This window comes from Polaribacter sp. (assembly GCF_036480315.1).
GTDB lineage: Bacteria > Bacteroidota > Bacteroidia > Flavobacteriales > Flavobacteriaceae > Polaribacter.
This window is the reverse complement of record NZ_JAZGGG010000033.1, coordinates 111,217-125,369: the sequence shown is the minus strand read 5'-3', so window position 1 is coordinate 125,369 and position 14,153 is coordinate 111,217. Positions and strand designations below refer to the sequence as shown.

11 protein-coding genes are annotated in these 14,153 nt (G+C 29.6%); 6 read left to right on the top strand and 5 right to left on the bottom strand.

Annotated features, from left to right (window positions below; all coding sequences use genetic code 11):
- Positions 1–218 precede the first annotated feature (218 nt).
- A complete protein-coding gene (locus V3V28_RS06615) occupies positions 219–5,150 on the top strand; it encodes an MBG domain-containing protein (protein ID WP_331364229.1) in 4,932 nt (1,643 codons plus the stop codon).
- 219 nt (positions 5,151–5,369) lie between these two features.
- On the opposite strand, the gene V3V28_RS06610 is transcribed toward V3V28_RS06615, so the two are convergent.
- Entirely contained in the window at positions 5,370–6,506 is a 1,137-nt protein-coding gene (locus V3V28_RS06610) for a cysteine desulfurase family protein (protein WP_331364228.1), read from the bottom strand.
- 20 nt (positions 6,507–6,526) lie between these two features.
- The gene (locus V3V28_RS06605; protein WP_331364227.1) at positions 6,527–7,075 is read right to left on the bottom strand and encodes a Smr/MutS family protein; all 549 of its coding nucleotides are present in this window, start codon (positions 7,073–7,075) and stop codon (positions 6,527–6,529) included.
- A gap of 64 nt (positions 7,076–7,139) precedes the next feature.
- Between V3V28_RS06605 and V3V28_RS06600 the strand changes: the two genes are divergently transcribed.
- Entirely contained in the window at positions 7,140–7,763 is a 624-nt protein-coding gene (locus tag V3V28_RS06600) for a hypothetical protein (protein ID WP_331364226.1), read from the top strand.
- Here the strand turns inward: V3V28_RS06600 and ppk2 (V3V28_RS06595) are convergent.
- Positions 7,760–8,542 (bottom strand): polyphosphate kinase 2, encoded by a 783-nt coding sequence (gene ppk2, locus V3V28_RS06595; protein WP_331364225.1) that lies wholly within the window; start codon positions 8,540–8,542, stop codon positions 7,760–7,762. The genes V3V28_RS06600 and ppk2 (V3V28_RS06595) overlap by 4 nt on opposite strands.
- A gap of 2 nt (positions 8,543–8,544) precedes the next feature.
- The gene (gene ppk2, locus V3V28_RS06590) at positions 8,545–9,402 is read right to left on the bottom strand and encodes a polyphosphate kinase 2 (protein ID WP_331364224.1); all 858 of its coding nucleotides are present in this window, start codon (positions 9,400–9,402) and stop codon (positions 8,545–8,547) included.
- A gap of 91 nt (positions 9,403–9,493) precedes the next feature.
- Between ppk2 (V3V28_RS06590) and V3V28_RS06585 the strand changes: the two genes are divergently transcribed.
- Positions 9,494–10,444, top strand: a complete 951-nt coding sequence (locus V3V28_RS06585; RefSeq protein WP_331364223.1) for a lipid A deacylase LpxR family protein — start codon at positions 9,494–9,496, stop codon at positions 10,442–10,444.
- Between the two features lie 101 nt (positions 10,445–10,545).
- Here the strand turns inward: V3V28_RS06585 and V3V28_RS06580 are convergent, their stop codons facing one another.
- Positions 10,546–11,967 (bottom strand): ATP-dependent DNA helicase, encoded by a 1,422-nt coding sequence (locus tag V3V28_RS06580; protein ID WP_331364222.1) that lies wholly within the window; start codon positions 11,965–11,967, stop codon positions 10,546–10,548.
- Positions 11,968–12,071: 104 nt separating this feature from the next.
- Here V3V28_RS06580 and V3V28_RS06575 point away from each other — a divergent pair, with 104 nt between their 5' ends.
- From V3V28_RS06575 to V3V28_RS06565, 3 genes are read left to right on the top strand one after another with little or no spacing between them, the layout of a single operon-like run.
- Positions 12,072–12,800, top strand: a complete 729-nt coding sequence (locus tag V3V28_RS06575; protein WP_331364221.1) for a hypothetical protein — start codon at positions 12,072–12,074, stop codon at positions 12,798–12,800.
- Positions 12,784–13,605 carry a DUF3822 family protein gene (locus tag V3V28_RS06570; protein ID WP_331364220.1) on the top strand — a complete coding sequence of 274 codons (822 nt, stop codon included), beginning with the start codon at positions 12,784–12,786 and terminating at the stop codon, positions 13,603–13,605. The genes V3V28_RS06575 and V3V28_RS06570 overlap by 17 nt, the downstream gene beginning before the upstream one ends.
- A complete protein-coding gene (locus V3V28_RS06565) occupies positions 13,602–14,150 on the top strand; it encodes an RsmD family RNA methyltransferase (protein WP_331364219.1) in 549 nt (182 codons plus the stop codon). Before V3V28_RS06570 ends, V3V28_RS06565 begins: the two co-directional genes overlap by 4 nt.
- Positions 14,151–14,153: the final 3 nt, after the last annotated feature.

Sequence of the window (14,153 nt, the reverse complement as noted above, 5' to 3'; positions counted from 1 at the left end):
GTTTTTTTGTCCAAAAAATATTTAATTAAGTTTATTCACTTATAATCATCTAAAAAACAAATTATTTAATCAATAATAAAACACGAATTAACCCTGCTCTTTTTTCATTTAAAAAAGTTCTAACTCATTTTATATCTAATAATTAAAAATATTTTCATACATTAGCTGTTCTATTATTAAGCTTAATTGTTTTTTAATAACCCCTAAATAATTACTTTATGACCCCTAAATCTAAAAGTAAATGGTTATTGTTACCATTTATGGTGCTATTTATTAATTTGAATAGCTTCGCTCAAACTTATATTATTAGTGATGCTGCTGTAAACGGTAATACTGTTACAACAGATGCTGGTACTTTTTATGATTCTGGAGGATCTTCTGGAAATTATGGTGACAGTGAAAATACATCTACAACTTTTCAATCTGCAATTGGTGAACCTATTCAACTAGATTTCACAAATGTATCTATAGAACCTAATGGCGGTGGTTGTTATGACTCTATTACAGTATATGATGGAACCAACGCAAGTGCAGCAAGTTTAGGATCTTTTTGTGGTACTGCAGATTTTACAGTTACTTCAACAAATGCTTCTAACGCTTTACATTTTGTTTTTTCTTCTGATGGCTCAGTTAATGAATCTGGTTGGCAAGCTGAAATTTCTAACCCTTCTAGTACTTTAAGTTATAGTTTTGAAAACTCTACTGAAGGTTGGACAGGCGCTTCTGGTGATGTTTTTGATTGGACAAACGCAGAAAACATTACTCCTTCAGGAGGAACTGGTCCGCAATCTGGCGCATCTGAAGGGACCTGGTTTATGCATATAGAAGCTTCTAGCCCAAGAACTACAGGTCATAATGCCTTTTTAGAAAAAAGTTTCGATTTTACAAGTTTTACAAGTTCATCTTTAGCTTTTGATTACAATATGTATACAGATAAAGCTAATTCTATGGGAACTTTAAACGTACAAATAAGTACAGATGGAGGCTCTAATTATACAGATATATTTACAAGAACCGGAAATCAAGGAATAGATTGGATAACTGAAACCCTAGACCTATCTGCTTACGATGGTCTAAATATTATTATTAGATTCGAAGGAATTGTAGGTGGAGGCACTATTTGGAGTTCAGATATCTCTATTGATAATGTTATTATAAGCGAATCAGGAACACCTAAAATACCAATTACAGTAACTGCAGATGCAAAATCTAAAGGAGTTGGTGAGTCAGATCCAGCATTAACATACACAATTACATCAGGTAGTTTAGATAGTGGAGACACTTTATCTGGTAGTTTATCAAGAAATTCTGGCGAAACAATTGGTACGTATACTATAAACCAAGGCACAATAAACAATTCAAAATATACTATTACCTATGTTTCTGCTCAATTTACAATTACAGATAAAGATACAGATGGCGATTCAATTTCAGATGTTATTGATATAGATGATGATAATGATGGTATATTAGATACAGAAGAAAACTGTGTTATTCCTGGTGGAACATCACCTGCTGGAGATGCCGAAAACTGGATTGATGAAGAATATGCAGTGTTTGGTATTGGTGAAAACACAAATGGATTAGGCTATCAAGAATCTGGTTTTCAACAAGCCTCATATAATAGAGGTATTCCTTTAACAGTTTTAGACGATACTTCAACAAATTTTATTAGAGAAAGTCCAGCTTCTAGCTCATCTCCTCTATCTTTAGATGACAAAGTTTATTTCGGGATTAACCCAACAAGCGCAATTAATGATGGTGAAGTAACACTTACATCTAATTATTATGCTCCTAATTATGATGCAGGTGCAGGAATAGGGTGCTCCACTTATCCAACAGGAAAAAATTCAGAAATAAGAACAACAACAAGTACCGAATTTACTTCTGGTAATTCTTCAAGCGCCATTTATATAATACCAGAAAGAGGTGCTATTACAGGAGATTCATTTTCAGTAAATATTTCCTTTACTACTACTGTTTATGCATTTAGTTTTGATATTAATGATGTCTTCGATACTAGTGATGGGCCTACAACTCCTACTTATGAAATTGAAATTTATGCAGATGGCAAACTTTTAGCTTTCTTAAAAGCAGATAGTTTTGAGAATGATGGTACCGGAACAATGGAATTATATAGAGGAGATAAAACTACTCTTGTAAATGGCGCAATTAATGTTGGTGATGATACAGAAGCTACAATTGGTTTTATTAACACTAGTGGAGTTACAAACGTAGAAATTAAAACCACAATTGTTTCTGGTGAAATAGATGTTTGTGCAAGAGATGCTCATGGAGTAGATAGTTTTGCTTATGGTACAACTGCTCCTAATTGTACTGCTGGTGATATTGATTTTGATGGTGATGGAATTACTAATGATAAAGATATTGATTCTGATAATGATGGAATACCAGATAACATAGAAGCACAAACAACAATAGACTACATAGCACCAAATTATGTGTTTGGTGCAAATGGTTTAGATAGTGCTTATGAGAATAATAATGACACATCTTCAGCAACAGGATTAACTCCAGTAAATACAGATGGAAGTCCAGATAATTCTGACTTCACGGATTTAGATTCTGATAATGATGGTTTATTCGACACTGCCGAAGTTGGTTATACAATAGATTCTGATAGTAATGGAAAATCTAACGGAGATTTTGGAGATAATGGCTTAGACAATACATTATTTCCTGCTGATGACTTTACAGATGTTAACGCAACCATAGACGACCCTACTTTATTAACAGATACAGATAATGATGTACTAACTATTGGTGATGTAGATTACAGAGATAATCACGTTTCTGGAACACCAATGATTACTCAAATTCATCAAACAGATGCTAATAAAGTAATTGAAATAACAAATACACATGCAACAAATACAATTTTAGCGAATACTGTAAAATTTTCATTATTTTCTGATAAAAGCGGAAGTCAAACTGATGTTCCTCCTAATGAAATATATACAATCCCTTCAGAGATCCTGCCAGGAGAATCAATTTTAATTTCTAATACAAATATTATTAATATAGCTGATGGTAATGATATATTGTTACTTACACATCCAAATGGTTTAGCAAGTGGAACTACCGCTTGGAAAAACAGATATGATACTACAAGTAGTATTGCTAATAACACTTCTTATATAAGAAGCGATGAAATTACAACTTTTAACAAAGATTACACCAATACAGAATGGATTGCCTTTGTGGATGATAATTTAGATCCTTATAAAGACGCTGCTAATGGCGGACCAGAAAGACACCCACATGATCCATTATTATCTGAAATTACAAGCGCAAATGCAACATCAAATATTAAATTAGGTGTGCACAACATTAACCCAACAAACAGAACAGGTAGTACTTGGACTAACGGTTACCCAGATAGAAGTAGACGTGTTATTATTGCAGAAAACTATTCCCTTTCTACTTCACTAAATGCAAGAACACTAACTATTAACTCTGGTAATAAATTAACTATAACAGATAACGTTTTAGTTGTTTCAGAAGACATTACTTTAACAGATGTAACTAGTGAAATACGTTTATCTGGAACAGCTCAACTAATTCAAAATCATACTTCTACAAGTAAAACTAATGGTAGTGGAAAATTATACATAGACCAAAATTCAACAGTACCTAGCACATACAGATATAACTATATGAGCTCTCCTGTTGGCGGAACAAACTATACAGTAGCTACTGTTTTAAAAGATGGTTCAGATGCAACTTCTGCTAATTCTACTCCATTAGACATTGAATTTATTGGAGGGTACAATGGAGAACCAACTTCACCTATAAAAATAGCTGAACATTGGATATACACATATGCAAGTTCAGACGGAAGTTACTCAAATTGGGATCATAAAAGAAGCACTGGTACTATACCAGTAACAGACGGTTTTACTATAAAAGGACCTGGACAAGCACAAAACTATACTTTTGTTGGTACGCCAAATGACGGAAACCTAACAACAGCTATTGGTGCAGATGAATCTTATTTAATTGGCAATCCTTATCCATCTGCATTAAACACAAAGAAATTTATTGAAGATAATAGCAATTCAATTGATGGTACATTGTATTTCTGGCAACATGCAGGAGAAGAAGATCTAATTAGTTCAGATATTTCTGGGCATTATTACAATGGTTACGTTGGAGGTTATTCTACAAGAAATATTGCTATGGGTCTAGCTGCAAACCAAGTAAGTTCTAATGATAATAGTGATGATAGCACTCCTTCTTTAGGTTCTGGAAGTTATACAACACCAGAAGAATATATTGCAATAGCACAAGGGTTTTTTATTAGTGGTGATGCAGATGGTGGACAAGTAGTTTTTAACAATAGTCAAAGAGAATATAAAATAGAAGGTCCTGAATCTGTCTTTTTTAAATCAAATTCAGAAGATGATGATGAATATAGCATACCAAAACTACCAGTTATTAAGTTAGGTATGGACTATACTACAGTAGAAAACAGAAAAATGCATAGACAAATAGGTATTTCATTCAATCCAAACAATTCTTTTGCGTATGATGTAGGTTATGATAGTAAGATACATGATTTGTCAGATTCAGATATCTATTGGAGGTTTGTAGATAATGATGATGCTAAATACATAATTACAGGAGTTTCGGAAATAACACCTCAACTTAAAGTTCCATTAGAACTTGTTCTAGCAATAGATGATGAAATTACTATACAAATAGACGAATGGAATTTAAGAGATCAGAGAATCTTCTTATATGACAATGTAACAGAAACTTCTTACCCTTTAAAAAATGAAAAAGTAACATTGTCATTAGATCAAGGAATTTATGAAAACAGATTTTTTATTACATTTTCTGAAAAACAAGAAATTTTATCTAATGAAGATAATTTTTTAAATAATAATAATATTTCTATTTTTTATCATACAAGAGATAAAGAAATAAATGTAAACCCTACAAACAACATTCAATTAGAAAAGGCAGAACTGTACTCTATTTTGGGTAAAAAAATCTATTCTTGGAAATTTCATAAAAACCAAAACCAGAATAAAAAACTAAAGATAAACACGCTTTCAAAAACTGTATATATATTAAAACTATTTACAGACAAAGGTAAAATATCCAAAAAAATAGTAATAAATTAATTATGATTCTCAACTAATAAATCTTATTAATAAACTTTAATTACCCCTAAAATTAAATTTTAAATGATTCTTTTTCAAAATGTACCCCCACCAACACCTCCACCAGATCCTGTAGGTTTACCAATAGATTCAGGAGTATTTATTTTAATATTTTGTGCAGTATTTTATGGCTGCTATTATATTTTAAAAAACCAAAAGCAAGTAAAAATGAGCTCCTAGTTATAAAACCATTTTTTGTAATTCCTTTACTGTAATATCAAGGGCATCTTTTGTAGTGTATTTAGAAAAAGAAAAACGTATAGATGTTTTATCTGCTTCTGTGCCTATCAAAATTTCAGACAATACATGAGAGCCTATATTGCTTCCACTTTGGCATGCGCTTCCGCCAGAAACAGCAATACCGGCCATATCTAAACTGAATAATAACATGTCATTCTTTAAAGGAAACCGTGTATTTAAAATCGTGTAGCTACTTTTTTCTAAATCTGCAGATAACCCATTAAATTGAATGTTTTTTGATATTTTCTTTAATTCAGAAATAAAATAAATTTTTAAATTTTCTATATAATTTTTATCTTTCTGTAAATTTAAAACAGCAATTTCTAATGCTTTTTCCATTCCTAAAATTGCATGTACATTTTCTGTACTAGACCTTGCTCCTCTTTCTTGATCGCCACCATGTAACATTGGTAAAATACCAAAACCTTTTTTAAAGTAAGCGAAACCAACTCCTTTTGGCCCATGAAATTTATGCGCACTTGCTACTATAAAATCAATAGGTGTTTTTTGTAAATCTAAATTGTAATGACCAATTGCTTGTACAGTATCTGAATGAAATAAAGCATTGTGTTTTTTACATATTATAGAGATTTCTTCCGCAGGCAAAATGTTTCCAATTTCATTATTGATATACATTAAACTTACTAAAATTTTATCATCTGAATTAGACAATAATTCTTCTAAATGAATTAAATCTATAGACCCAAATTCATCAACTTTAACATAATTCAAATTAATATTGTAGGTTTTAGCTAAATAATTACAAGTATGTAAAACTGCATGATGCTCTAATTTAGAAGTAATAATTGTTTTAACACCTAAATTTAAAACTGCATTTTGTAAAATTAAATTATCTGCTTCTGTACCTCCAGCAGTAAAAATAATTTCGCTCGCAGTTACATTAAATTGTTTCGCAATATTTTTTCTAGCAGTTTCTACAGCAGTTTTTGCTTTTCTACCAAATTGATGTGTAGATGATGGGTTGCCGAAGTTATCTTTCATAGAAGTATATACTACTTCTATTACTTGCTCGTCAATTTTTGTAGTTGCTGCGTTGTCTAAATAGATAGATTTCATAAGGCAAAAATACGTTTAATTTATTCTACTATATTCTGATAAAAATAAACTTCAGTTGCTCCCAAACCATATTTTTTATAAGATGCATCATAATATTTTACAGGATAATTATTCAATAAATAATGTAATTCAGATTTTAAAACACCTTCTCCTACCCCGTGAATAAAAACAATTTTAGGAATTTTTTTCTGAATAGCGAATGCTACTTTTCTTTTTGCAGTATCAAGTTGCAAATTCAACATATCATAATTGTCCATTCCTTTGGTAGATCTAATTAGTTTACTAATATGTAAATCAACCTCTAAAATAACTTCATGTTTTTCTTTCTTGAAAAAACTTTTTTTAGATGTATTCTGAACTACTTTTTCCTTTAAAAAAGGATTATTTATATCAGAATATTTAGATAGCTCATGCTGCTCAATATCAATTTTCACTAATTCTGAAGCAGAAAAAATAAAAATCATACTATCTTCAGTTTCAACAGTAATGTCATTTCCATTCATAGAGACAACTTTTCCTTTTAAAACATCATCTAAAACCGCAACTTTATTACCAATTTCTAAACGCATTACTTACTTTATCTTAATTTAATATGGAATTGTAAATCCATATCTTTGATGCAAAAATAACAAGATGATTAAGACTTCTACTAAAAACTTCTTTAAAGATTCAATAAATGAAATTAAAATAGAGAATGAAAGAAAGAATCTATTAAATAAAATTGCAAACCAAATTGCAATTGAGTATTCTAAAAACAGCTTAGTAAACCTAAATTTTATTTGCACACACAATTCTAGAAGAAGTCAATTAGGGCAAGTTTGGAGTTTTTTTGCTGCTAATTATTTCAATTTAAATATTAATGCTTTTTCTGGAGGAACAGAAGTAACTGCTTTTCATGGCAATACAGTTAAAACGTTACAAAAAGCTGGTTTCACCTTCGAGTTAGAAGATTTTTCTCATCAAAACCCTAAATATTCAGTTTCTTTTGAAAGTAACAGTAAAAAACTTTCAGGGTTCTCTAAAAAGTTTGACAATCCTGTCAATGCAGAACCTTTTATAGCAATTACCACTTGTAATAATGCAGATGTAAATTGCCCATTTATACCAACTGCTAGTTACCGCTTTCACCTACCTTTTGTAGACCCAAAAGCTTCTGACAACACAGACCACAAAGACAAAACGTATTTAGCAACCAATAGACAAATTGCTGCAGAAGTTTTTTATATTTTTTCAGAAATTAAAAATTTAGTTTCCTAAACTTCTAGAGAAGTATCATAAGGTATTTTATCTAAAATATGATTTATTACATTAATACGAGCTTCTGTTTTTCTGTTTGCACGTATTACTTTCCATGGAGAAGTTTCTGTATTGGTATTTTTAAACATGGCATTTTTATATTCTGTATACTCATCCCAAAGAATTTGTGCCTTTTCATCTAATTTAGTCATTTTCCACTGTTTTAATGGATCACTTTTAATATCCGCAAAACGTTTTGCTTGTTCTTTTTTTGAAATAGACATATAAATTTTCACTAAATGAATACCAGATTCCAAAATCATACGTTCAAAATCGTTCACTTGGTTCATAAATATATTGTATTCTTCTTGTGAACAAAACCCATTTACAGGTTCTACTACTGCTCTATTATACCAACTTCTATCATAAAACACAATTTCTCCAGCTTTAGGAAATTGCTCTACATATCTTTGAAAATACCATTGAGATTGTTCGTCTTCAGTTGGTTTTGTTAATGCCACAATTCTCATATGACGTGGATTTATTCTCTCTGCAAGTCTTCTTATAGCGCCACCTTTACCGGCAGCATCTCTACCTTCAAAAATAATTACAATTCGTTCATTATTATTTATAGCCCAAGTTTGAAGTCTTATTAATTCTACTTGTAATTTTTCTAATTTTCTTTGATAATCTACATATCTAACAGCTCTATCTAGGCTTAATGGTTTAGATAGTAATGCCAACAAACCTTCTTTAGAGTTTAACTTTTTTAATTCCTTTTCTGTAAGTTTATTTTCCATAATTAATCTATCTGTATGTTAGAACGATAATAACGCATTACTACATTAGGATCTGGATTTAAAATTGTTTTGGCATCTTCCTTTCCTTCGTAATCGAATTGAGATAAAACATGCCTCATTGCTTCTAATCTTGCTGTTTTTTTATCATTGGTTTTAATAATTACCCAAGGACTATATGAAGTGTGTGTTTTAGAAAACATTTCTCCTTTAAAACGTGTGTATTTATCCCAAAGTGATTGTCCTTTTTGATCAACAGGACTAAACTTCCATCGTTTTAAAGGGTTTTCTTTACGTCCTTCAAAACGCTTCAATTGTTCTTCTTTTGATATGGATAACCAAAATTTTATAATAATTAAACCATCTTCATACATCATGTGTTCAAACTCGGGCACTTGCACTAAAAATTGTTTGTATTGTTGATCTGTACAAAAGCCCATAACAGGCTCCACCACAGCTCTATTATACCAGCTTCTATCAAAAAAAGCTATTTCTCCTGGGTTTGGTAATTCTTTAATATAACGTTGAAAATACCATTGTCCTTTTTCTACTTTTGTAGGTTTATTTAAAGCTACAAGCTTACTAGAACGCGGATTTAAATGTTCCATAAATCTACGAATATTACCGCCTTTACCAGCAGCATCTCTTCCTTCAAAAACTATAGCAACTCGCTTATTTTCTTTAGAAATCCAATTTTGTAATTTCACAAGTTCTATTTGTAAAAGGCGTAACTCTTCATTATATAAAACTGTTTTATGTACTTTTTTAAAAGCGCCATTCTTTTGTTCTATAAGTGCAAATAATTCTTTGTTATTGGTTACACTTTTAAAATCTTCTTCCGTTAATCCTTTGCTTTTATTCATACATTCTATTTCTTGGCCTAAAATAATTACTTTTTTTCATTTATTCATTAAAAAACATCATTTTAAAGAACTTCTTTTATATTTGTTAATTATGAAAAAAAAATCTACCATTTTACTTCTATTTATTTCTATTTCTATTTTTTCTCAAAAAAAATTTTCTAAAGAAATTAGTTTTATTACAGACAACGATTTATACACTTCTACTAAATTTGATAGATATTATACAAACGGAATGTTTTTTTCTTACAGATACTTATCTAAAAAGAAAAACGGAAATCTTGAGAAAAAGATTTTAAACTGGCAAATTGGTCATGAGATGTATACGCCCTACAAAGCAATTGTAAAAACAATTCATGAGCACGATAGGCCTTTTGCGTCTTATTTATATGGAAGTTTTGGTATTAATAGAATCTATAAAAACAATAGTAGTTTTAAAACCACTTTACAAGTTGGTGTCATTGGTTCTAATGCCTTCGGAAAAGAATTACAAGATTTTATTCATGACATTTATGGTTTTAATAAAGCAATAGGTTGGAAATATCAAGTTAAGAATGCAATTGGTATAAATTTTAATACTGAATATTTAAAACAGCTTACAAAAGATAACACCGATCACTTTGACCTTTCTTGGATAAGCGAAGGAAAACTAGGAACTATTTACACAAATGTTTCTACAGGTTTTTATGGAAGAATTGGTTTTAAATCGCTTCAGAAAATTGCGAATTCAATTGCATTCAATACTAATATTAATAATGAAAAGACAAATTATGTAAGAGAAGTTGAATCTTTTATTTATATAAAACCAATGTTACGCTATGCATTTTATGATGCCACTTTACAAGGTAGTTTTCAAAACAAAAATAGTGAAGTTACTAACGAATTAGTTCCGCTTGTTTTTGATTTAGAGGTTGGCTTAAAATTTACAGTCAATCGTTTTAATTTAGGGTATGTCTTTAATTACAACACCAATAAATCTAAAAATTTAAGGTATACCAATGGTCAAAAATATGGTAGTATTGTTGTTAATTATTTGCTGCGTTAGTTTTAAATAGAAATCGAAGTATCTGTTAAACAAGTTGACTTTTGCGAAAACTCTGTAACTTTGCGACTTTGCGACTTTGCGACTTTGCGACTTAAAAAAACCTACTCTTCAAAAAAATTATCTTTAAAACCAATTAAATAGAGTTTTTCTTGTGCTCTAGTAATAGCAGTGTACAACCATCTAAAATATTCTTTAGAAACACCGTCTGGTAAATAAGGTTGTTCCACAAATACAGTTTTCCATTGCCCACCTTGAGATTTATGACACGTCATTGCGTAAGAAAACTTAACCTGCAAGGCATTAAAATACTTATTCTTTTTAATTGCCATAAACTGTTTGTATTTTGTTTCATGCGCATAATCTTCTTTTACAGCTTGATACAATTTATTAGATTCTTCATAAGTTAAAGATGGACTTTCACTTGATAATGTATCTAATAACAAAACCGTTTCAAAAGGTTGCATTTCTGGATAATCAATCATTCTCATTTCTACTTCTGCAAACTTAAAGCCATATAATTCTTTAATCGAGAACAATTTTAATACTTCGCAAATATCTCCATTAGCAATAAAACCAGCTGCCGAAGATTCTTCTAACCAAAAATAATTATTTTTAACAATCATTATATAATCTCCAGCAGAAATTTCATTTTCTTGTCCTCTTATGTTATATCTTATTTGTTGGTTGTATTGATTTGCGCGTTTGTTAGAACGCACAATAAATGCAGTATCTTCCACACCATTATTATCGTAAGCAGTAACAATTGCATCTTCAATATCATAACCATCTTCCAACCTTTTAATATCAAGAAAACCTACATCGAACTTAAAATTTTTAGAATCATTCTCAATTAAAAAACGCAATAAAGTAGCATTTGCAAGAATCCCAGAGTTTTCATGCTGTCGCATAACTTCATCTAATTCAATTTCTGTTACATTTTTAAGATAATCATATTGTAAGGTATCTGCTACTAAAGCCGGACTTACAGATAATTTTACTGGAGGAAGCTGCGCAGTATCTCCAATAAATATTAATTTACAATTATCTCCCGCATACACATAAGATATTAAATCATCTAACAAAGAACCTGTTTCAAAGAACTTTTGATTTTGTTTACTATCCGGAATCATAGAAGCTTCGTCTACAATAAAAATAGTATTTCTATGTTTATTTGGCTGTAAAACAAAATCTACAGAGCCATTGCTTTGTTTTTTAGGGAAATATATTTTTTTATGAATTGTAAATGCTGGTTTTTTCGAATAAATGGCAATTACTTTTGCAGCTCTTCCTGTTGGAGCTAATAAAACAGCTTTTTTATTAGCAGTCCTTAAACTATTTACAAAAGTACTTATTGTTGTCGTTTTTCCTGTTCCTGCATATCCTTTTAATAAGAACAATGCATCTTTATTCTCTTCAAAAATAAAATCGCTTAAAAGCTGTAATAATTTACTTTGTTTAATTGTTGGAGAATGAGGGAACTTTTTAAGAAGTTCTTTATAAAAATCAGTAGCTTTTTTTATCATAAAAAAATTAATACAACAAAGATACGCTGATTTATGAATAAAAATTTTTATCATAAAAAAAAAATTGTAGATTTGCGAGTAGACTATTAAAAAATATATATCAAATGGGATTAATTGGAATGATTTTAGCAGCTGTTTTAGTTGCAGTGCTTTTAGCTATAGTAATAGTTAAATATTTACCTTTAAAATTAAGATGGATTGCCTCTTTATTATTATTGGCTTTAACAATATTTTTAGTTTCTAAAATTTACTACGGTATAATGGAACCTATTCATTTTAATAAACAAAAGGTTTCTAAATATTCTAAAGTGGTCGAAAACTTGAAAATCATTAGAGATGCACAAGTAAAACATTTAGAAGTTACCGGAAAATATACGAAAGATAAAGCTGGTTTAATAAAATTTATTGATACTGCTAAATTAGCATTAACAGAAACTAGAACTGTTGTAGTAAAAGAAAACAGAGGTGGTGGAATTATTGTTGATGTAGAAAAAAGAAAAACCGATACTATTGGTTATGAATCAGTTTCTAAATATTTTAAAAACAGAAACTATAACGACATGTTTAAAGTTCCTGGAACTGACAAAGAATTTGAAATAGAAACAGGAACTGTAGAAAAAGTACAAGGTTTAATTGTACCTACTTTTTTAGTTAAAACTTCTAAAAAAGATATTTTAAAAGGGTTAAATGAATCTCTTGTAAAACAAGAATTAGAAGCTATTGCAACCGATCAAATTAAAGGAGAATATGTTTCTGTTGGTTCTTTAGACGAAGTTTCAACTAGTGGTAACTGGCCGCCTTCTTATGATAAAAAAGATGCTAAAAAAGAATAGCAACACTTCTTTAAAAAATATAAAAGATACAAAGTTATCCATCCAATTTAATTTGGATGGATTTTCTTTTTGCATCTCTAACAACGTATCTAAAGAAACAATTTACTTTTCTGAATATACTTTTTCTGAAACGAAATTAACACCAGAAAGTTTATTATTAAAGATTAAAGAAGTTTTTAAAAATGATACGCATTTACAACACGACTTTTCTAACGTAACTGTTATTCATCAAAATAATTTAGCAACACTTGTACCTAATAAATATTTTAATGAAGATAAATTAGCAGAATATCTTAATTTTAATATAAAAACATTAGCTACAGATTTTATTGCTTTTGATGAAATTGAAAATATTAAAGCAAAAAGCGTCTATGTTCCTTACGTGAATATAAACAACTATTTATTTCAAAATTTTGGAGAATTCGAGTACAAGCATCACACTACTGCTCTTATTAAAAAAATAATAGAAACAACAAATACAACAACAAAAACAATGTTTGTAAATGTTTCTAAATCAACTTTTGATGTAATTGTCATCAAAAATAAAAAGTTGTTGTTCTCAAACTCTTTTTCATTTGAAACCAAAGAAGACTTTATTTATTATATTTTATTTGTTGCGGAACAACTAGAGTTAAATACTGAAGAATTTCCACTATACTTTACTGGTAATATAGAGGTTACTTCAGAAACTTATAAAATAACTTTTGAATATGTACGAAATATTTATTTTTTAGAAAGCAAAAACTTAATTTTTAATCATTTAGAAAACTCTAAACATTCTAACTACATTTTACTTGGCTCATGAGAATAATCTCCGGAAAACACAAAGGAAGACGTTTAAATGCGCCTAAAAACCTACCTGTTCGACCTACAACAGATATGGCAAAAGAAAGTTTGTTTAACATTTTAAACAATACATATTATTTTGATAGTATTGCCGTAATTGATTTATTTTCTGGAACAGGAAACATTAGTTATGAGTTTGCTTCAAGAGGTACAAAAAAGATATATGCAATAGATGCTCATTATAATTGTATAAAATACATTAGTAATACTGCTAAAGAATTAGATCTACCTATAGATACTTATAAAAGTGATGTCTATAAGTTTTTAGAAAAAACACATCTAAAAGCAGATGTTATTTTTGCAGATCCACCTTATGATTTTGATGTTGAACAATTTTTAAAAATTGTAGATTTAGTTTTCGAAAAAGAAATTCTTTTAGAAGAAGGCACTTTAATTATAGAACATTCTAAACATACAGATTTAACTGGTCATGCAAAACATTCTTACGACAAACGTTATGGAGGAAATGTATTTAGTTTTTTTGAAGAACCAATAGAAGAATAAAAA